Annotated in this window: 16 protein-coding genes; 12 read left to right on the plus strand and 4 right to left on the minus strand. The window is 61.2% G+C overall.

Going from position 1 to position 20,282, the window contains the following annotated elements; all coding sequences use genetic code 11:
* Position 1: 1 nt before the first annotated feature.
* Both gmd and GIW69_RS06825 read right to left on the minus strand, forming a co-directional pair.
* Positions 2–973, minus strand: coding sequence for a GDP-mannose 4,6-dehydratase (gene gmd / locus GIW69_RS06820; RefSeq protein WP_236481369.1), 972 nt, complete (start codon positions 971–973; stop codon positions 2–4).
* Complete coding sequence (locus GIW69_RS06825) at positions 970–1,884, minus strand: GDP-mannose 4,6-dehydratase (RefSeq protein ID WP_236481370.1); 915 nt, start codon at positions 1,882–1,884, stop codon at positions 970–972. The genes gmd and GIW69_RS06825 overlap by 4 nt, the downstream gene beginning before the upstream one ends.
* A 426-nt stretch (positions 1,885–2,310) precedes the next feature.
* Between GIW69_RS06825 and GIW69_RS06830 the strand changes: the two genes are divergently transcribed.
* From GIW69_RS06830 to GIW69_RS06860, 7 genes are read left to right on the plus strand one after another with little or no spacing between them, the layout of a single operon-like run.
* A complete protein-coding gene (locus tag GIW69_RS06830) occupies positions 2,311–3,870 on the plus strand; it encodes a glycosyltransferase (RefSeq protein ID WP_236481371.1) in 1,560 nt (519 codons plus the stop codon).
* The gene (locus GIW69_RS06835; protein ID WP_236481372.1) at positions 3,864–5,156 is read left to right on the plus strand and encodes a glycosyltransferase; all 1,293 of its coding nucleotides are present in this window, start codon (positions 3,864–3,866) and stop codon (positions 5,154–5,156) included. The genes GIW69_RS06830 and GIW69_RS06835 overlap by 7 nt, the downstream gene beginning before the upstream one ends.
* Positions 5,153–6,037, plus strand: a complete 885-nt coding sequence (locus GIW69_RS06840; protein WP_236481373.1) for a class I SAM-dependent methyltransferase — start codon at positions 5,153–5,155, stop codon at positions 6,035–6,037. The genes GIW69_RS06835 and GIW69_RS06840 overlap by 4 nt, the downstream gene beginning before the upstream one ends.
* The gene (locus tag GIW69_RS06845; RefSeq protein ID WP_236481374.1) at positions 6,034–7,191 is read left to right on the plus strand and encodes an acyltransferase family protein; all 1,158 of its coding nucleotides are present in this window, start codon (positions 6,034–6,036) and stop codon (positions 7,189–7,191) included. The genes GIW69_RS06840 and GIW69_RS06845 overlap by 4 nt, the downstream gene beginning before the upstream one ends.
* A complete protein-coding gene (locus GIW69_RS06850; RefSeq protein WP_236481375.1) occupies positions 7,185–8,000 on the plus strand; it encodes a class I SAM-dependent methyltransferase in 816 nt (271 codons plus the stop codon). Before GIW69_RS06845 ends, GIW69_RS06850 begins: the two co-directional genes overlap by 7 nt.
* A gap of 46 nt (positions 8,001–8,046) precedes the next feature.
* Positions 8,047–9,228 (plus strand): DUF3142 domain-containing protein, encoded by a 1,182-nt coding sequence (locus tag GIW69_RS06855; RefSeq protein ID WP_236481376.1) that lies wholly within the window; start codon positions 8,047–8,049, stop codon positions 9,226–9,228.
* The gene (locus GIW69_RS06860; protein ID WP_236481377.1) at positions 9,215–11,344 is read left to right on the plus strand and encodes a hypothetical protein; all 2,130 of its coding nucleotides are present in this window, start codon (positions 9,215–9,217) and stop codon (positions 11,342–11,344) included. Before GIW69_RS06855 ends, GIW69_RS06860 begins: the two co-directional genes overlap by 14 nt.
* Here the strand turns inward: GIW69_RS06860 and GIW69_RS06865 are convergent.
* Complete coding sequence (locus tag GIW69_RS06865; protein WP_236481378.1) at positions 11,341–11,970, minus strand: LysE family translocator; 630 nt, start codon at positions 11,968–11,970, stop codon at positions 11,341–11,343. The two genes, GIW69_RS06860 and GIW69_RS06865, sit on opposite strands and share 4 nt — an antisense overlap.
* A gap of 143 nt (positions 11,971–12,113) precedes the next feature.
* On the opposite strand from GIW69_RS06865, the gene GIW69_RS06870 reads away from it, so the two are divergent.
* A complete protein-coding gene (locus GIW69_RS06870) occupies positions 12,114–12,587 on the plus strand; it encodes an Lrp/AsnC family transcriptional regulator (RefSeq protein WP_236481379.1) in 474 nt (157 codons plus the stop codon).
* A 38-nt stretch (positions 12,588–12,625) separates the two neighbouring features.
* Here the strand turns inward: GIW69_RS06870 and lpdA are convergent, their stop codons facing one another.
* On the minus strand, positions 12,626–14,026 hold the full coding sequence (gene lpdA / locus GIW69_RS06875; RefSeq protein ID WP_236481380.1) for a dihydrolipoyl dehydrogenase: 1,401 nt from the start codon (positions 14,024–14,026) through the stop codon (positions 12,626–12,628).
* Between the two features lie 205 nt (positions 14,027–14,231).
* Between lpdA and hflK (GIW69_RS06880) the strand changes: the two genes are divergently transcribed.
* The 4 genes from hflK (GIW69_RS06880) to GIW69_RS06895 are packed head-to-tail and all read left to right on the plus strand — an operon-like array spanning position 14,232 to position 20,180.
* A complete protein-coding gene (gene hflK / locus GIW69_RS06880) occupies positions 14,232–16,190 on the plus strand; it encodes a protease modulator HflK (RefSeq protein ID WP_236481381.1) in 1,959 nt (652 codons plus the stop codon).
* Positions 16,187–17,221, plus strand: coding sequence for a protease modulator HflC (gene hflC, locus GIW69_RS06885; protein ID WP_236481382.1), 1,035 nt, complete (start codon positions 16,187–16,189; stop codon positions 17,219–17,221). Before hflK (GIW69_RS06880) ends, hflC begins: the two co-directional genes overlap by 4 nt.
* Positions 17,218–18,279, plus strand: coding sequence for a protease modulator HflK (gene hflK / locus GIW69_RS06890; protein WP_236481383.1), 1,062 nt, complete (start codon positions 17,218–17,220; stop codon positions 18,277–18,279). The genes hflC and hflK (GIW69_RS06890) overlap by 4 nt, the downstream gene beginning before the upstream one ends.
* Positions 18,276–20,180 (plus strand): heavy metal translocating P-type ATPase, encoded by a 1,905-nt coding sequence (locus tag GIW69_RS06895; RefSeq protein ID WP_236481384.1) that lies wholly within the window; start codon positions 18,276–18,278, stop codon positions 20,178–20,180. The genes hflK (GIW69_RS06890) and GIW69_RS06895 overlap by 4 nt, the downstream gene beginning before the upstream one ends.
* Positions 20,181–20,282: the final 102 nt, after the last annotated feature.

The raw sequence follows: 20,282 nt of genomic DNA on the forward strand, positions 1-20,282 counted from the left end.
CCTACTCCTTGGCGACGCGTTTCATGTCCGCATCCATCATCATGCGGATCAGGGTGTCCAGGTCGGTTTTCGGTTTCCAGCCCAGCACGCGCTGAGCCTTGGCCGGGTTGCCGAGCAGTACTTCCACTTCTGCCGGGCGGAAAAACGCCGGGTCGATCTTCACGTAATCGCGGTAATTCAGACCGACATGTTCGAAGGCGATGCGGCACATTTCGCGCACCGTGGTGGTCACGCCGGTGGCGACCACGAAATCGTCAGGCTTGTCCTGTTGCAGCATCAACCACATGGCCTCGACGTAATCGCCGGCAAAACCCCAGTCGCGCTTCGCATCGATGTTGCCCAGGCTCAGTTCCTGTTGCTTGCCCTGCTTGATACGGGCGGCGGCGTCGGTGACTTTGCGGGTCACGAACTCGATGCCGCGCAGCGGTGATTCGTGGTTGAAGAGAATGCCGCTGCTGGCGTGCAGGTTGAAACTTTCGCGGTAATTGACGGTGATCCAGTGGCCGTAAAGTTTGGCCACGCCATAGGGGCTGCGCGGATAGAACGGGGTGTTTTCGTCCTGTTGCTCGGCCTGGATCAGACCAAACATTTCGCTGGTGGACGCCTGATAAAAACGTGTGTGCGGACTGAACTGGCGGATCGCTTCGAGCAGATGGGTAACCCCCAGGCCGTCGACGATGCCGGTGGTCACCGGTTGATCCCACGACGCGGCGACAAAGCTCTGCGCGGCGAGGTTGTAGATTTCGTCCGGCGTTGACTTGATTACAGCACGTTGCACCGAGCAGGCATCGGCCATATCACCGTCCAGATAAACGATGTCCGCCTCGATGCCCATCTCGCGCAGACGCCAGCGCGAATCGCTGCTGCGCCGCGCCACGAAGCCGTAAACGGTGTAGCCCTTGTCGAGCAACAGTTTGGCCAGATAAGCGCCGTCCTGGCCGGTGATCCCCGTAATCAATGCACGTTTAGTCATTGTTGTTTTACTCGCATCTCCCAGTCGGACAGGATCGCCCGCAGGGATTGTTGTGTAGTGATTTGCGGTTTCCATCCTGTGGACTGGGCCAGCCGTTGATGGCTGCCGCAAACGCGACGCTGATCGGCCCGCCGCAGCCGCGCCGGATCCTGAACCAGTTGCAGGTCGACTTCGGCCATGTCCGCCAGTTGCTCGATCAGGCTGCGAATACTTTGCTCGCGCCCCGAGCAGATGTTGTAAACCTTGCCCGGCTCGCCTTGTTCCAGCAGGGCGAAATAGGCCGAGATGACATCGCCGACATCGAGGAAATCGCGGGTGACGTCGATGTCGCCCACTTCCAGTTGCGGCCCTTGCAGGCCCTGTTTGATCCGGCTGATCTGGCGCGCGGCACTGGCGATGACGAAGCTGTCTTTTTGCCCGGTGCCGATGTGGTTGAACGGCCGCGCCACCAATACCGGCCAGCCTTCGCTCAGGCCCCATTGCAGGCTGAGGAATTCCGCCGACAGTTTGCTCACCGCGTAAGGGTTGCGCGGGCAGGGTGGCTGTTGTTCGGTGATGGGCAGATCGGCCTCCGCGACCTGACCGTAAACGTCGCCGGAGCTGACATACAGAAAGGTGCCCGCGAACCCGCGTGCCTTGAGGGCCTGCAACAGATTCAGAGTGCCGATGAGGTTGATGTCGAGGGTGCGCGCCGGGTCACGAAAGGCTTCAGGGACGAAGGTCTGGCCGGCCAGATGAATGACGGCATCGGGCAGCTCGGGCCACAGATCGACAAGACTTTGCGGTTTCGTGAGGTCGTACGGCGTGGCAGCGATCAGCAAATTCCAATGCGTGTCAGTTTGTGACAGACGCGACTGGAGGTGTTGCCCCACAAAACCATTCAGACCGGTGATGAACAGCTTTCTTTTCAACCAGCGACCCCTTGGTCTTCAGCTTGGGCGCTTTCCCACAGGCTTCAGGGGAATGTCTGTCAGACGTCAGGAAGAACCCGAATGACAATGCGCCAAAGTCGTTGTTGTAATTATTTGGGTACCAATCTGTTCCAATTTTTCGGCAATTTCAATAAGCCAAATCGTGACTGGTCAGTTCTCGTCAGCGTAGTCCGTTTTTTCACACCCGACGGTTCCCGTATCCCTAACGGATGTGTTTAGAATGCCCCTCGTCGCGATCACCCAGGCTCCCCATACGAGTGTCGCAGCCGGGTAGAACTGACCACTAAAACAAGAACAAAAGACGATCTCCAAGACGCAGGACGAGTGCCGGCAGAGCCGATCCGATCCCACGCTTGGCGGTCATAGTGTGAGGCCGCCGGGATGGCGGTTTTGCGGCGGGGTGCCATGAATTTCATTCTTTATTCGGACGTCAACGACGCCTCCATCAGCCAGAGTCTAGGGCGTGCGGAGTACAGCTATTACTTCGTCCTCAAGGCTTATCGCCCGGTGCTTGAAAGCCTTGGGCGCGTGCACGTGGTGTCGTCCATCGCCGAGGTCGATCCGCTTTATCGACAATTGCTCGCCGCCGGTGAAGACAGCCTGTTCCTGTCCTTCACGCCCCCGCAGAAAACCCCCGACGATCTTGAGTGCCCGACGATTTGCGTGGTGGCCTGGGAGTTCGATTCGATCCCGGACGAGGAGTGGGACAACGACCCGCGCCAGAACTGGACGCGCATGCTCGCACGGCAGGGGCGGGTAATCACACTGTCGAGCCACACCGCCGGCGCCATTCGTCGGGCCATGGGCGACGAGTTTCCGGTGCTGGTGCTGCCGACGCCGTTATGGGAGCGCTTTGCCGACATTCGTGAGCGTCACGTCAGCGCGCCGGTCAATCGCGGTGCGACGCTGGCGATCAAGGGCTGCATTTTCGACAGTCGGGCGCTGGGGTTGTCTGCCGATGACCTGTTGCCCAAACCGCTGACGGCGGAGCAACTTGCCGAAATCGAAGCGCTGCGCCCACCACCGTTGACCCTGAAACGGCGATTCATCATTGCCCGCCATTATCTGCACCTGTGGATTGGTAATCCGCAGCGCAGGGAACCGGCGTCGCGAGTGAAATATCTGCATCACTGGTATTGGGAAGGGATTCGCGATCTCGTTTCGGACACGGCTCACGCCTGGCTTGCACAACGCTTGCCGGCCATTGCCGGTGTGCATGAAGTGCCGGTGGCCGAAACGCTGCCGCTGGATTTACCCGACACGTCAAACGTGGTCGAAACCACTGTCGACGGTGTGGTGTATGTCTCGGTGTTCAACCCGCGCGACGGTCGCAAAAACTGGCATCACCTGGTCACCGCGTTCTGCTGGGCGTTTCGCGAAACCGCTGATGCGACGCTGGTGTTGAAGATCACGCAAAACGATCTGGCGTCCTATTACACCGAGCTGATGACCCTGCTCGCGCAGCTTTCACCGTTCGCTTGCCGGGTGGTGGTCATGCACGGTTATCTGGACGACGAGCAATACGCCCGGCTCTACGAGGCCGCCAGTTTCTATGTGAATGCTTCGCGCTGCGAGGGTTTGTGCCTGCCGTTGATGGAGTTCATGTCCAGCGGCAAACCGGTGATCGCCCCCAATCACACGGCGATGGAAGACTATATTGATGGCGCCGTGGCCTTCGTCGTCGCGTCCAGTGAAGAGCTGACCATCTGGCCTCAGGACACCCGCATCGTATACCGCACCCTGCGGCACCGACCGGATTGGGGTTCGCTGAAAAACGCCTATGAAGCCAGTTACCGGATGGCGAAAAACCAGCCTGAGGATTACCGGCAAATGTCCGTTGCGGCCATTGAACGAATGAACAGTTATTGCGGGTTCGCCCCGGTTCAGCAGCGTATGGCAGATTTTTTCGGACTGGCTCCGCTGCCCGCCGACACCGCACCTGTGATGGATAACGCGTCATGCTGATCATTATTCATTCGGAAACCAACCAGCACACGATCGCCCAAAACCTCGGTCGTTCGGAGTACAGCTATTACTTCGTGCTCAAGGAATACCGTCCGGTGCTTGAACGCCTCGGCCGGGTGGTGGAAGTCGCCGATCCGCAACGCGAAGTCGATGCGTTGTATCTGGAGTGCCTGGGCCGTGGCGAGCCTTGCGTGTTTTTGTCTTTCTCGCCGCCACATCGCACGCCGGTGCATCTGGCGTGCCCGACGCTGCCGGTGTTTGCCTGGGAATTCAGCACCATTCCCAACGAGCCCTTCGACGGCGAGCCGCGCAACGATTGGCGCACGGTGTTGCGCGCGTGCGGCGCGGCGATCACCCATTCCACCTACACGGTCAATGCTGTGCGTGAAGCCATGGGGCGGGAATTTCCGATTGTCGCGGTGCCAGCGCCGGTGTGGGATCGCTTTGCTGCCCGGGGCGCGCAATGGCTGGACGGTCCGGTCAGTTTGAAGATCAAAGGCCTGGTCGCCGACAGCCGTCAGCTCGACGTAAATGCCTTCGGCCCCGCGCATTTGCGACGGGGCCGGGGGATCGATTTTGCTGCGCCAGTGAGTGAACAGGAGCTGGTTCTCGACGGCGTCGTCTACACCTCGGTGTTCAATCCCGGGGACGGGCGCAAAAACTGGGAGGACATGCTCAGTGCTTTTTGCGTGACGTTTCGCGACGTCGAGGACGCCACGCTGGTGCTTAAGCTCACGCACCACGACGCCGAACTGGCAATGGCCGACATCCTTCATCACCTGTACAAAAACCAGCCTTACCGCTGCCGCATCGTGTTGATTTACGGCTATCTCGCCGACGCCGACTACGAGCGTCTGGTGCAGGCCACCCGGTTTGCGGTCAACAGCTCCTATGGCGAAGGCCAGTGCCTGCCGCTGATGGAATTCATGTCCTGCGGCAAACCGGCGGTGGCACCGCGTACTACGGCGATGATTGATTATCTGGATGCGGATAACGCTTTTCTGATCGAATCCACCGACGAACTCACGGCGTGGCCTCACGACCCGCGCAAGGCGTTCCGCACGTTGCGCTACGTGACCAATTGGGCGTCGTTGTGCGCGGCGTATCGCGCCAGTTATGAGGTGGCTAAAAACGATCCCCAGCGTTACGCGCAAATGTCGGCGCATGCGGTCGACAGCCTGCAAGCGTTTTGCAGTCAGGCCGTGGCGGAGCGGCGGCTGAGTGATTTTCTCGCGCAGTTGTTCGAGCTTCGCGCGGTGTCTGCTGTGGATGCCCCCGGCGCATGATCCGCGCATGGCTGAGGCGGTTATTGCCCGCCGCGCAACCCGCGCCGATTTCCACGCCGACGCCGTTGACCGCGAACGTTTCGCCCCGGGACGTCGGCCTGCATGACGCCGTACTCGACGGCTGGTTCCGAGGCGACAGCGGGGAATTGCTCAAAGGCTTCGCGATCACGGCGCACGACACCTTGCTCGACGTCGGTTGCGGCGAAGGCGTGGCGACCTTGTTTGCCGTGCGTCAGGGCGCTGCGGTGATCTTCACCGACAGTGAACACGACAAGGTTCGCGACCTCGCACGCCAGGTCGAAGCCCAAAGCACGCGATCCAATCTGGGCCTGGTCAGCAACAGCTTGCCATTGCCGCTGGCCGATGCGTGCGCGAGCAAAGTGGTGTGCATGGAAGTGCTGGAGCACATCGATCACCCTGAGCCGTTTATGGCCGAACTGGTACGCATGGGCAAACCCGGTGCGCAATATTTGCTCAGCGTGCCGGCCCCGGTGGGCGAGCACCTTCAGCAGGGCATCGCCCCGGCCGGCTACTTCCAGTCACCGAACCATGTGCAGATTTTTACGCCGGAGCGTTTTGCCGCGCTGGTGGAAGATGCCGGGCTGGTGATCGAGCATCGGCAGGCCACGGGATTTTTCTGGGTCATGGGCATGATCTTTTTCTGGGCCAGTGAGCGCGCCGCAGGTCGTGATCTCGGCGGCGCGGTGCGTGACCGGATCCAGGCGCCATACCCGCCGCTGATGGAGAGCTGGGCGCGCACCTGGCAAGACTTGCTGGCACAACCGGACGGCGTGGCGATCAAGCAGGTGCTCGACCGGTTCATGCCCAAGAGCCAGGTCATCATCGCGCGCAAGCCGCTGGATTCCAGGAGTGAAGCATGACGGCCAGTAAACGGATCATGGACATCGAAGTGCTGCGTGCCATCGCAGTGCTCGGCGTGTTGTTCCATCACATGCAGGGCAGTTTGTTCACCGACCCGGTGCCGTTGCTGGAAAAAATCCACGCGTGGGCACAGCCGTGGTGGGGCGTGGATCTGTTTTTTGCGATCTCCGGATTCGTCATCGCCCGTAGCCTGATTCCGGCGCTGCGCGGTTGTGAATCCCGTCAGGAATATTGGCAGCAGACGCGCAATTTCTGGCTGCGCCGGGCATTCCGGTTGTTGCCGTCGGCGTGGTTGTGGCTGGCGCTGATGCTGCTGGCGTGCGTGTTTCTCAATCGCTCCGGCGCGTTCGGCACGCTGCACGCCAACCTGCAAGCGACGCTGGCCGGGCTGTTGCAGTATGCCAATTTCAGGTTTGCCGACAGCTTCTTCCATTACGAATACGGCAGCAGTTTTGTCTACTGGAGCCTGTCGCTGGAAGAGCAGTTTTATTTATTGTTCCCGCTGTTGATTCTGGTCTGTCGCAAGCATCTGGTGTGGGCTTTGCTGGCGCTGGTCGCGGTGCAATTGTTTACCCTGCGAACGCCGTTGCTGATGGTGGTTCGCACGGATGCACTGGCGCTCGGTGTGTTGTTGGCCATGTGGAGCGCGCAGCCGAGCTATGCGCGGTGGGAGCCTAGACTCTTGCGCCATCCGTGGCTGGGCATGTCGGCGCTGCTGCTCATCGCGGCACTGCTGAGCTTTATGGCCACGGATCGTTTTACCTTCGCCAGTTACCGCATCGGTTCGATTGCCGTGCTCGGTGCGGTGTTGGTGTGGATCGCTTCGTACAACCGCAACTATTTGCTGCCGGCCGGCGCTTTACAGCGGCTGATGGCTTGGGTCGGCAGTCGCTCGTATGGCATTTATCTGATCCACATCCCGGCCTATCAATTGGTGCGCGAAGTGATTTTTCGTTTGCAGAGCGCCGGTTTGCCAAGCCCGGCCGGGCATCCAGTGATCACCTTGCTGTTCGCGTTCGGCCTGATCGTGTTGCTGAGCGAACTCAATTACCGCTTCATTGAAATGCCCATGCGCAACCGCGGCGCCGCGTTGGTCAAACGCCTCGGTACGTCCCGCACCGCCGTCACAACCTCTGGAGCCACCTCATGCTGAGCCTTTTGAAGAAACTCACGGCGACGACACCCGCGCAGCCCGCCACCCCGGTGGCCAACAAGGTCGATCCGTACATGCTCGGCCTGCACGATGCGATGCTCAGCGGCTGGTTCAATCAGGAGACCGGCGAGCTGTTCAAAGGCTTCCCGTTGACGGCGGATGACACGTTGCTGGATGTCGGTTGTGGCGACGGTGGCAACGTGCACTTCTGCGGGATGCGCGGGGCGAAGATCATCATCGCCGACATCGACGGCGCCAAAGTCGAAGCGACTCGCCAGCGTTTGAGCGACACCCCGGCGCGCAGCGTCGAGTGCCACGTCACCGACTGCAACCCTTTGCCGATCGCCGATGGCACCGCGACACGCGTGGTGTCCACCGAAGTCATCGAGCACGTCGACGACCCGGCGCAGTTTCTCGCCGAACTGGTGCGCGTCGGGCAGTCGGGGGCGCTGTACCTGCTGAGCGTGCCGCACCCCAGCTCCGAAGACCTGCAAAAAGACATCGCCGCGCCGGAGTATTTCCAGAAGCCCAACCACATTCGCATCATCAGCGAAGAGCAGTTCAAAACGATGGTCAGCGAGGCGGGGCTGGAGATCATCAGCCATAGCCAATACGGCTTTTATTGGTCGATGTGGATGCTGTTGTTCTGGGAAGCCAAGGTCGATCTCAGCAATCCCGACCATCCGTTGCTCAATCACTGGGCCGACACCTGGCAAGCGGTGCTCGATTCGCCGCGTGGCGCGCAAATCAAGCAGGCACTGGATGCTGTAGTGGCGAAGAGTCAGGTGATCATTGCCCGCAAACCCTGATCGCTACATGCTGCGATCAGCCACGGCTTCTGTAGGCAGGGCTTCCATGCGGTTGTTTGTTTTTCTGACAGTGCTGATACTCGGCGGCTGTGAGCACCCTCCCGCGCCGCCGCTCGATCAGCAACTCTATGTCTGGCAGCGGCAATGGACGCCGGCCCATGAGGCGGCGTTGCGGGACAGTCGCCCGGACTTTTCAACCCTTCGGGTGTTGGCGTTACAGGCCTTTCCGGGCGCGGGATGGAGCCGGGCATGGATCAACCCGGCGCTGCTGAAAGCCGACGGTCGACCCTTGGTTGCCGTGGTGCGCCTCGACGGTCAACTCAAGTCGCTGGATCAGCGCGAAGTCACCGCGCAGATCTTGCAAATGCTGGCCGATTGGCAAGCGCAGGGGCTAACGCTGGCCGGCGTCGAGATCGATCACGACGCCGGCAATGCGCGGCTGTCGGCCTATGCCGAATTCCTGAAACATCTGCGCGCCGCGTTGCCGGCCGACTTACCGCTTGGCATCACCGCGCTACCCGCCTGGCTCAACAGTGCGCAATTGCCCGCGCTGTTGGCCGCCGTCGACAGTAGCGTGCTGCAAGTCCACGCAGTCAGCGACCCTCGGCGCGGTTTGTTCGATCCGCAGCAGGCGCTTAACTGGGCGAAGGCCTGGAGTCGAATCACCGACAAACCGTTCTACCTGGCCTTGCCGGCCTATGGCGTGGCGTTGATGGCTGACGCTGATGGCGCGCCGGTGGTGGAAAGCGAAGTGCCCCTGGAGCGGGGCGGCGAACGGCGGGAATTGCTCGCCGATCCGCTGCAACTCAGTCACCTGGCAACAGCGCTGCGCGACGACCGCCCGGCACATCTGGCGGGGCTGATCTGGTTCCGCTTGCCGTTGGCCAATGACCGTCGCGCCTGGAGCCTGACGACTCTCGGCGCCGTTGCCCGAGGTGAAGCATTGTCGACCCGACTTGCGCTGACGGTCAGCGAAAAAGACGGCCTCTATGACATCAATCTGGTCAATCAGGGTAACCTCGACAGCGCCTGGCCACAGCGTTTGACCCTGACTGCGCAAGGCTGCGAAGGCGCCGACGCGCTGGCCGGTTACGCATTGCAACAGGACACGCGCAGGCTTACCTTCACCCGCCTGCGCGAAGGCCGATTACCGGCGGGCGGGCAGCGTGCCATCGGTTGGGCGCGTTGCGCTCACATTGATCAAGGAGGTTCGCATGTTGACCCGTAACTGGCCGCGCCATCTGCTGTGCCTGAGCCTCAGTCTGCCGCTGGGTTCGGCGCTGGCGTGCGGGCCGGATTTTCCGATGCGTTTGCTTGATGACCGTGGGCAATCACTGGCGGAGTTGCCGGAGGGCAACTTCAGGTTTGAGATCAGTCGTCTCGGCCATGCCATTGCCGGTTTGAAAAAGCTCGCGCCCGTCAGCCAGAGTGATATCTACGCTGAGCCGATCGATCCTGCCGCCGAACGTGACAAGGCCGAATTGTCCGGGCTGTCCAGCGAGCAGCAAGCGCTGATGACGCATCTGCGCGGCCTCACTGATGCACAGCAAGCCGAAGCGCAAGGCGCCGGGCTGCCGACAGAACTGCGTTTATACATGGCCGGTGCCGTGGCGTTCAGTGCCGGCGATCTGCAGGTGGCCGCCGACTATTTCCGCAAAGTGCTTGCGCTGCCGGCTAACCAACGACCGTTGCGCAGCACCTGGGCTGCGTATTCGCTGGGGCGTACGTTGTTTGCCATGAGCACCGGCGAGCATGCCGTCGATGCACTGGAGCAATCGCGCGCGGCGTTCCGCCAGGCGCGACAACTGAGCATCGACGGCTTCAGTGATCCATTGGAACTGGGCGTCGCCAGTCTGGGCGAAGAAGCGCGGGTGCTGCGCACGGGCGGAGACTGGAACGGTGCGATTGAGTTGTATGCCGCGCAAAACCTGCACGGTTCCAGCGTGGGCTACACCTCGTTGAAGCAATTGGTTAACGAACTGGCGACGCTGCCGGAAAACCAACTGTCGCCATTGCTGCAACAGCAAGCGGTGCAGCAATTGGTCACGGCGTCACTGATCAGCCGTCTCGGCTGGTCGTTCGGGGATGAACCACCCAATCAGAAAAAATTGATCAAATTGCTGCAAGACAACACGCGCGGCAGCCTCGATAACGCCGATCGCCTGGCGGCGGTGAATTATCAACAGGGCGATTACGCCAGCGCCAAGGCGTTCCTCGAACACGCCGGGGACGGCGGATTGGCGTGGTGGTTACGGGCCAAACTGGCCGTTCGCGAAGGGGATAAAAACGCCGCGGCCGCTGCGTACTCCAAAGCGGCGCAGGCGTTTCCTCAGGACGAATCCTGGGGTGATCGACGCACGCCGGGGTGGGCTCTGGAAACCGTCCAGCCCAAGTGTCGGGTCGAGGGCGAAAGTGCCATCCTGGCATTGCAGCGCGGTGAGTATCTGCAAGCGTTCGATCAACTCTACCGCAGCCAGCGTATTTATTGGTTCGATGCGGCCACAGTCGCCGAACGCGTGCTGACCGTCGAAGAGCTCAAGCAATATGTCGACTCCAAAGTGCCGGCGCCGCCGGTAATGAGTCAGCAGGATCGCGACAATTATGTGCCGCTGCCCGTGGCGGCGAGCCTGCGCAATCTTTTGGGTCGGCGTTTGTTGCGTGAAGGGCGCTACGAGGAAGCGGTCGGTTATTTCGACAATCCGGATTTGCAGAAAAAGGCGCGGCTCTACGGGGAGCAACGTCTCGCGGCGGATGGCGCTTGGTGGCCGACCAAGCGGGCTGGAGCGCTGTTCAATGCGGCGTGGATCGCGCGCGAGTGGGGTCTGGACATTCTTGGTTACGAGATGGCGCCGGATTACGCCACGCTCGACGGCAACTACAGCCTGGAAAACACGGAACTGACCGTCGGCCCGCTGCTTGGCGACGCCGAACTGCAACGCCAGAAGGCCAGCGAGGCGCAACCGGATCAGCGTTATCACTACCGCTTCGTCGCCACCGAACTCGCCAGCCGCGCCGCCGACAATTTGCCGCACACCAGTCAGGCGTTCGCCGCTGTGCTGTGCTCGGCGGCCGGTTGGAACACCAGCCTGGAAAATCAGCGTGCGTTGTATCAGCGTTACGTGAAAGAAGGGCCTTACGTGACTTGGGCCGTCGACTTCGGTAACCAATGCCCGTACCCGGACTTTGAAAATGCCGACAAGCGCTATGTAACGCAGATCACGGATGCGATGCGATCAACCCTGCGGCCGTACAAATGGCCGGTGCAAATCGGAGCGATCGTGGCGTTCGCCGGCATTGCCTTGCTGATGATCACCCGTCGCCGGCGCAAGACGCGCAAAGCCTAAGCTTGCTGCACAAAGGTCAGGCGGACCGCAAAGCCGATCAACAGGCTGGCGAACAGCCATTGTTGCAGGCGTTGGGCCGCAGGACTGCGTTGCAGCCAGCGGCCCAGCGCGGCGCCGGTCAGGGCGTAGGCGCTGTCGAATAGCAAGCCGACGCCGACCAGCACGGCGCCGAGGGTCGCAAACTGCGTCAGCACCGGTGGGCCGTTGGTGACGATGAATTGCGGCAGCAGCACCGAGCAGAACAGCAGCGCTTTCGGGTTAAGCAGGTTGGTCAGAACGCCGCGCCCAATCGCCTCGCGCCATTGTGTGCGGGTGCCTGCCACGCCGGTAGCGGTCAGGTTCGGCAACAGTGTGCTGCGCAGGCATTGAATGCCGATCCACAACAAATAAGCCGCGCCCGCCAGTCGCACTATCTCGAATGTCCACGGTGCAGCCTTGAACAGCGCCGCCAGCCCTAATCCCGCCAGCGCTACATGAACGCCGCGAGCAATTGCCAGCCCCATTGCCGTGGCCAACGCTGCGCTGCGTCCCTGTCGTGCACCGGTCTGTAGCAGCAGAATCATGTCTGGGCCGGGCAATAAATAAACCACTGCCAGCGCCAGAAAAAACAGCCAGAGACTCGCCACGTCGCACCCCACTCGTTGTCGATTCGGTAGGGTCAGTCTAAAGGCGCGGGCGTAGGCAGGTGCTTGCGTAGTTTGCTTCAAATACCTCGCTTGTTGGCATAACCTGCTGGGCTTAGCGAGCAAACTATCAGGATCTGCCAATCATGAAACTCGATGCCTTTGACCGAAAGATTCTCGCCGCGCTGCAACGGGACGGACGCCTGAGCAACGTGCAGTTGGCGGACGAAATCGGCCTTTCCGCTTCGCCGTGTTTGCGCCGGGTCAGGATGCTGGAAGAAGCAGGGGTGATTCGCGGTTATCAGGCCAACCTGGATCGCGATGAAGTGGGGTTGGGGCTGACGGTGTTTGTCGGGGTCAAGGTCGAGCGGCACAACGATGCGCAAGCGGAGGCGTTTCGTTCGGCAGTCACGGCGCTGCCGGAGGTCATTTCGGCATTTCTGGTGTCAGGGGAGTCCGACTTTTTGCTGCAAGTGGTGGTGCCGGATCTACGCGCCTATGACCGTTTTCTCAGCGGTTGCCTATTGAAGCTGCCGGGAGTGAGCGACATCCGCAGCAACTTTGCGATCAACACCGTCAAGACGCCGGGAGCGCTGCCGCTGGCTCATTTGCCGGATTGACACCGCGTCGCCGGCGGGGCGACGCGGCTCTTTGGTCGTTACATCTGCGTCGCCATCCCCTCGACATTCATGGCCGCCTGACGCAATGCCTCGGAACGTGTCGGGTGCGGATGGCAGGTGAGGGCGATGTCCTCGGCCGAAGCGCTGAACTCCATGGCCACGCAGCATTCACCGATCATTTCACTGACACTCGGGCCGACCAGATGCACACCGAGCACTTCGTCGGTGCGCTCGTCGCTGAGGACTTTGGCAAAGCCTTCGGTTTCGTGATTGATCTTCGCCCGGCTGTTGGCGGTAAACGGGAATTTGCCGACCTTGTAGGCGCGACCTTCAGCCTTGAGCTGTTCTTCGGTCTTGCCGACGCTGGCCAGCTCCGGCTGGGTGTAAATCACATTGGGGATCAGGTCGTAATTGACCTCCGCAGCCTTGCCAACGATTTGCTCGATGCAGGCCATGGCCTCGTCTTCCGCCTTGTGCGCAAGCATCGGCCCGGACGTGACGTCACCGATCACCCAGACGCCGGTGGCTTCGGTGCGGTGGCGATTGTTGGCGAGCATGCCGCGTTTGTCGGTGCTCAGGCCGACGTTTTCCAGGCCCAGGCCTTGGGTATAAGGGCGACGCCCGATGGCCACCAGCACATAGTCCGCTTCGAGTAATTCGCCGGTGCCGCCGGCGGCCGGTTCGACGCTGAGCTGCACACCACTGGCCGAAGAGGTGGCGCTGGTGACTTTTGAACTCAACTTGAACGCAATCCCTTGCTTGCTCAACGAACGCTGCAAGGTTTTACCGGCCTCGCCATCCACGCCGGGACAAATGCGGTCGAGGTATTCAACGACCGTCACTTGCGCACCGAGACGCCGCCACACCGAACCGAGTTCGAGACCAATGACGCCGGCGCCGATCACCACCAGGTGTTTCGGCACTTCACTCAGTGACAGCGCGCCAGTGGAATCGAGGATGCGTTGGTTATCGATCTCGACACCGGGCAGGGGAGTGGGCTCGGAGCCGGTAGCGATGACAATATCCTTGGCCGTCAGCTCGATTTTACTGCCGTCGCCAGTGACTACGCTGACCTTGCCCGGCCCGTCGATATGACCCCAGCCCTTGATCCATTCCACTTTGTTTTTGCGAAAGAGAAATTCGATGCCCTTGGTCAGGCCGCTAACGCTTTCATCCTTCTGCTTCATCATTTGCGCCAGATTCAGCGTCGGTTTGACTTCAATACCAAGGTTGGCGAACTCCGCGCCCATGGCCGCACTGTAAAGCTCCGATGCATGCAGCAGCGCCTTGGATGGCATGCAACCGACATTCAGGCAGGTGCCGCCGAGCGTTGCGCGCCCCTCGACACACGCGGCCTTGAGGCCGAGCTGGCCGGCGCGAATGGCAGCGTTATAGCCACCGGGGCCGCCGCCGAGAATCACCACGTCATAGTTGCTCATGCGCTTTCTCCAGAAATGAATGCCGATGGGTAACGGTAGTTGCGATCTAAATTATGGCCGTAATATGTGCGTTTCCATGTATTTCGGTCAAGGCTTCAGGCAAGCGACAGGTTGTACATCCTTAGATAGCGCAATTGAGTACGAATATTTCACGGAGTTCGTTATAGAGTAACGAACACGATGCGAGTCAACGGGCTGGGGTGGTATGCAAATCGATCTGGATATCGAGGGCACGCAAGTGGCCGGGTTGCCACGTTTTCAGCAGGCGGCGATGCAGCAGCGGCGATTGCGTCGGCTGACTATTGCGCTGGGAGTGCTGGCGGGAGGCGGATGGTCGCTGGCGTTTTTTGTCGGATTGTTCGCGCCGTTTTCGCTGTGGCCGGCGTTGCTGGTCAATGTGGGGGCGGCGTTGCTGGTTTTGCTGGCCGGTGCACAGTCGGCGGGCTGGGTGGCGCAATGGCGAGCACGCGCGATCACTCCTCTGGCGGTTATCACTGCGGTTGAAGAAAGCGGAGCAGCGATCGGTTGGTACGAGCGGCTGCTGGATCGGCTGAGCCAACGCAGTCTGCACACATTGAGGCTCATTGGCGCCTCGACGTTATGGCTGGGCGGTTGGGCGCTGCTGGTGCTGATCGGTGTCGTGCAGGTGTGGAACCTCGACTTGCCGGCTGCGGCTGTCGGTGTGTCCGCGACGGTCGGCGCCGCGCTGGCGTTGTTACTCGCCTTCGGATTGCTGGTGCTGGAGCGTCAACTGGCGCAGGAACACCCAGGGCAATGGCCGGAAGCAGGGGCGCTGTCGCAATTGACGCGCGTGGCTATCGTTTCTCTGGTCGCAGGCGCGCTGTGTCTGTTGTTTGCCACCGACAGCGCAATCTGGCCGGTGCGGCTGGCCGTATTGGTCGGCATCTTGCCGGGGCTGGTTGCCCTGGAACTGTTGCTGCGTGCGGTGTTGTCGTTGTTCAGTCCACGACGGCCAACACTGGAGCCCACCTTGCTGGCCCGCAGCTTTATCGCTGATCTGCTGCGGTGGCCGCCACAACCGTTACTCGCATTGCAGCATGAGTTACGCAACCGTTTCGGCATCGATTTGCGCCAGATATGGGCATTCAGTTACATGCGCCGCGCCTTTTTTCCAGTGCTGGCGCTGGTGGCTGCGGTGGGCTGGTTGCTCACGGGCATCCATGAAATTCCGCTACAAGGTCGAGGCGTCTACGAGCGATTCGGTAAACCGGTGGAGGTATTTGGTCCGGGGCTGCACGCCGGTTTGCCCTGGCCGTTGGGCCGCGTGCTAGCGGTGGAAAACGGTGTAGTGCATGAGCTGGCCACCAGTGTCGGCGACGGCAGTGCCGTTGTCGCGGCGGAACCGGCAGAAGGCCCGGCGCCGATGACGGCCAATCGTCTGTGGGACGCCACTCACGTCAACGATAAATCCCAGGTCATCGCCAGCAGCCGTGGCGATCAGCAAAGCTTCCAGATCGTGAACATGGACGTGCGTTTCGTTTATCGCATCGGGCTCAGTGATCAAGCCGCATTGGCGGCGACGTACAACAGTGCCGATGTGCCGACGCTGATTCGCAGCACCGCCAGCCGAATTCTGGTGCATGACTTTGCCTCGCGCACCCTCGATGGATTGCTCGGCGCGGACAGGGCAGGGCTGGCGGAAGAAATCGGTCAGTCTGTGCAAAGTGATCTGCAAAAGCTCGACAGCGGCGTGGAGATACTTGCCACGGTTGTCGAAGCGATACACCCGCCGGCAGGCGCGGCCAATGCCTATCACAGCGTGCAAGCGGCGCAGATCGGAGCGCAAGCAATGATCTCCCGTGAGCGCGGTGCGGCGGCCGAGGCGAGCAATCAGGCGCAATTGCAGGCAAGCCTCGCGCACGACGAAGCCAGCGCCAACGCTCACGAGATCAACTCAACGGCAAAGGCGGCCGAGCTGAAATTCAGTGCCGAACAAAAAGCCTACGCCACGGCCGGTCAGGCCTTTGTACTGGAACAATATTTCGCACAGCTCACTCAGGGTTTGAGCATGGCCAAACTGCTGGTGCTCGACCATCGTCTCGGCGGCAGCAGCAATGCGCCGACCATCGATCTGCGAACCTTCTCGCTGCCGGCCGACCCGACGCCTGCGCGCAACAACGCTCGACCAGGAGTCGCCCATTGAGCCAGTCGCACACTCACGACCACGCCGGTCACGAAGGCCACGACCACAGTCATGGCGGACATCATCACGGTCATCATCACCACGGCGCGCCCGAAGAGGCGGGGCCGTTTCCCTGGCGGCAGATGAGTTGGGCGGCGTTGCTGGTGGCGTTCGCCATCGCGGCGGCGAGCCTGGTACAAGTGCGCTCTGGCGAAGCGACCGTCATCACTCGCTTCGGCAATCCATCACGGGTTCTGCTGGCGCCTGGACTGAACTGGCGCTGGCCCGCGCCTTTCGAAGCGGCGATTCCGGTAGATCTGCGCCTGCGCACTACGTCCAGCGGCTTGCAGGATGTTGGCACTCGCGATGGTTTGCGCATCATTGTTCAAGCTTACGTCGCGTGGCAGGTGCAGGGTGACCCGGACAACGTCCAGCGGTTCATGCGCGCCGTGCAAAATCAGCCCGATGAGGCGGCGCGGCAGATTCGTACCTTTGTCGGCTCGGCACTGGAAACCACGGCGGCCAGTTTCGACCTCGCCAGTTTGGTCAACACCGATGCCGGGCAAGTACGTATCGCCGATTTCGAAGCGCAGTTGCGCCAGCAGATCGATCAGCAGCTGCTCGCTACCTACGGGGTTCGGGTGTTGCAGGTTGGCGTCGAGCGACTGACCTTGCCTTCCGTCACGCTCACCGCGACTGTGGATCGCATGCGCGCCGAGCGTGAAACCATTGCCACCGAACGCACGGCCATTGGCAGACGCGAAGCAGCGCAAATCCGCTCAGTCGCCGAGCGTGACGCGCGAATCCTGCAAGCCGATGCGACGGTAAAAGCAGCGGACATCGAAGCTCAATCGCGGGTTGAAGCGGCGCAGATTTATGGTCGCGCTTACGCCGGATCGCCGCAGCTCTACAACCTGCTGCGCTCGCTGGACACGCTCGGCACGATTGTTTCGCCGGACACCAAGCTGATTCTGCGTACCGATGCTGCGCCTTTTCGCGTGCTGGTTGATGGCCCGCCGACGCTGGACAGCAAAAGCGGATCGCAACCATGAGCGAAGAAGTTCCACGTGGAACACATGCGTTGAACAGTCCCTGGGTCCAGGCCGGACGCCTGGCTTTTTTTGCGCTGTACGCCGTTACGGTTCTGGCTGCGCTGGTGTGGGCTTTTTCCAATGTCCGGCAGATTGATCCACAGAACCGCGCGGTGGTTTTGCACTTCGGTGCGCTGGATCGCATTCAAAATGCCGGGTTGTTATTGGCCTGGCCGCAGCCGTTTGAGCAGGTGATTTTGCTGCCAGCTGCGGATCGTGTAATTGAGCGTCACGTGGAGAACCTGCTGCGCAGCGATGCGGCCAGACAGGCAGATCGAGTGGCGACATTCGCGACGCCACTCAGTGACGCACTGGCGGGCTCCGGTTATCTGTTGACGGGTGATGCCGGCGTGGTGCAACTGGATGTGCGCGTGTTCTACAAAGTCACCGAGCCATACGATTATGTGCTTCAAGGCGAACACGTGTTGCCGGCGCTTGATCGATTGGTCACGCGCAGTGCAGTCGCCCTGACCGCCGCGCGTGATCTCGACACCATTCTCGTCGCCCGTCCTGAGTTGATTGGCAGCGACAATCAGGCGGCCGAACGCCGTGAGCGTCTGCGAGGTGATCTCGTGCAGGGCATCAACCGCCGTTTGAGCGAACTGAAAGCGGCAGGGCAGGGTGTCGGCATAGAGGTGGCGCGGGTTGATGTGCAATCAAGTCTGCCTGAGTCGGCGATAAGTGCTTTTAACGCGGTGCTGACCGCCAGCCAGCAAGCCGATAAAGCCGTGGCCAACGCCCGTACCGAAGCGGAAAAACTTACCCAGGCCGCCAATGAACAGGCCGACCGCACGCTGCAAGTTGCTCACGCTCAAGCCGGCGAGCGGTTAGCCAAAGGGTCCGCCGATACCGCCACGGTGGTGAGCCTCGCCAGGGCCCAACAACAAAACACCGACCCGCAAATGCTCCTGCGTTTGTACCGCGAACGGATGCCGAAAATTCTCGGCCAGGCTGGCTCGGTGACCACGGTTGATCCGAGAGACGATTCGCGATTGATCATTCAGGGAGCCAGTAAATGACCGCGACCACTGCCGCACCGAGTCTGTTGTCCTCGGCCGAACAACGTCGCGCAGCGCGGCAATTGACCCTGGCCATGCTTGCGCTGGGCTTGTTGAGTCTGGGGTTGATCTGGCGTTGGCTGATGCCGGAGCAAACCGGGGTCAGCCAGTTGCTGCTCGGTTTCGCATCGCTGTTGGTGGCGCTACCGGTGATACGCTCGGCCTGGTACAGCCTGCGTTATCCGAGTCTGCACGGCATTACCGATCAACTGATTGCATTGGCGATGCTGGGTGCATGGGCCACCGGCGATCTATTAACCGCTGCGTTGCTGCCGATCATCATGATATTCGGCCATGTGCTGGAGGAGCGCAGCGTTATCGGTTCCCAGGAAGCGATTCGCGCCCTCGGCCAACTGACGCGCAGCCATGCGCGAAAACTTCAGGCCGATGGTTCGATCATCGAAGTCGACAATGGCACGCTCAGCCCCGGTGACACCGTTGAGGTGCGTGCGGGTGATCGGGTACCGGCGGATGGCCGGGTACTCTCCGGTCAGGCCAGTCTCGATACCGCGTCGATCACAGGCGAGTCCGTGCCTGTTGAAACGGGCGTCGGCATGGCGGTGTTCGGCGGCGCGATCAATCTCGATGGTTTGCTGCGCATCGAGGTGACCCGCACCGGTGAGCAATCGACCCTCGGCAAAGTCATCGCGTTAATGCAAAACGCGGAACGTTCGAAACCGCCAATCACACGGCTGCTTGAACGCTACGCGGGTGGCTACATGGTGCTGGTGTTGCTGCTCGCCGCCGTGACCTGGTTTATCACCAACGATGCGCAGGCGATGCTCGCCGTTCTGGTGGCTGCGTGTCCGTGTGCGCTGGTGTTATCGGCACCGGCCACGGCAATTGCGGGGGTGGCGGTAGCCGCGCGGCACGGGATCCTGATCCGTAGTTCGGCATTTCTTGAGGAGCTGGCGGATCTCACTTCGCTGGTCGTCGACAAAACGGGCACCCTGACTTACGGCACATTGCGGTTGCAGTCGATTGACGGTTTGGCCGATCACCAACAAGTCCTGCAACTGGCCGCAAGCCTTGGTGCGGCCAGCAGTCATCCGGTCAGCCGCGCATTGGCGGGACTGGTCGCGCAGGAGCAAACATTACCGCTGACCGACATCCACGAGCGCCAAGGCCTCGGCGTGGTAGCCGCGACCGGTCATGGAGACGCGGCGCTGGGTCGTCCCGAGCTGTTTGCGCAACTGGGCATCGCCACGACGACCGTACCGGACCACGACGGCCCGATTGCCGGGCTGGCACTCGATGGCCGATTCCTGGCCTGGTTGCTGTTGGCCGACACGGTCAAACCGGAAGCGCGGTTTGCCTTGGACGAGTTACGCGAATTGGGCCTGGGTCGGCAGCTACTGTTAACCGGTGATCGCCAGAGCGTCGCACATCACCTTGCCGACGAGGTCGGCTTGCAGGAAGTCCAGGCCCAAGCGTTACCCGAGGACAAGCTCAACCGCGTACTCAAGGAAATCGACAGCGGCTTCCGGCCGATGGTGGTTGGCGATGGCATTAACGACTCGTTGGCACTGAAGGCAGGTGTGGTCGGCGTCGCGATGGGGGCGGGCGGTGCGGACATCGCCCTGGCGTCGGCAGACATCGTGCTGATCGGTAGTGACCTGCGGCGTCTCGGCACCTGCGTGCGGCTCAGTCGCCAGTGCCGACGCACATTGCAAGTGAACGTGATCATCGGTCTGGGCTGGACGTTGGCCATCGTCGTGTTTGCCGCGTTCGGCTGGCTTGGCGCGGCGGGGGCGATGATTGCCGCGCTGCTGCATAACCTGAGTACGCTGTTGGTGCTGGGCAATGCCGGGCGACTGCTGCGCTTTCAGGAGCCGTTGCTCAAGCTCAGGGACGTGGAATGACAACGCGCCGGCGCCGTGACTGAATGAAGGAATCTTCATCGAACTGTGATCAAAATTGTCAGTCATTTAGGATGAGGGCGCATCACTTCAAGCGGTGACCTG

Source organism: Pseudomonas syringae (genome assembly GCF_021605415.1).
Classification (GTDB): domain Bacteria; phylum Pseudomonadota; class Gammaproteobacteria; order Pseudomonadales; family Pseudomonadaceae; genus Aquipseudomonas; species Aquipseudomonas syringae_S.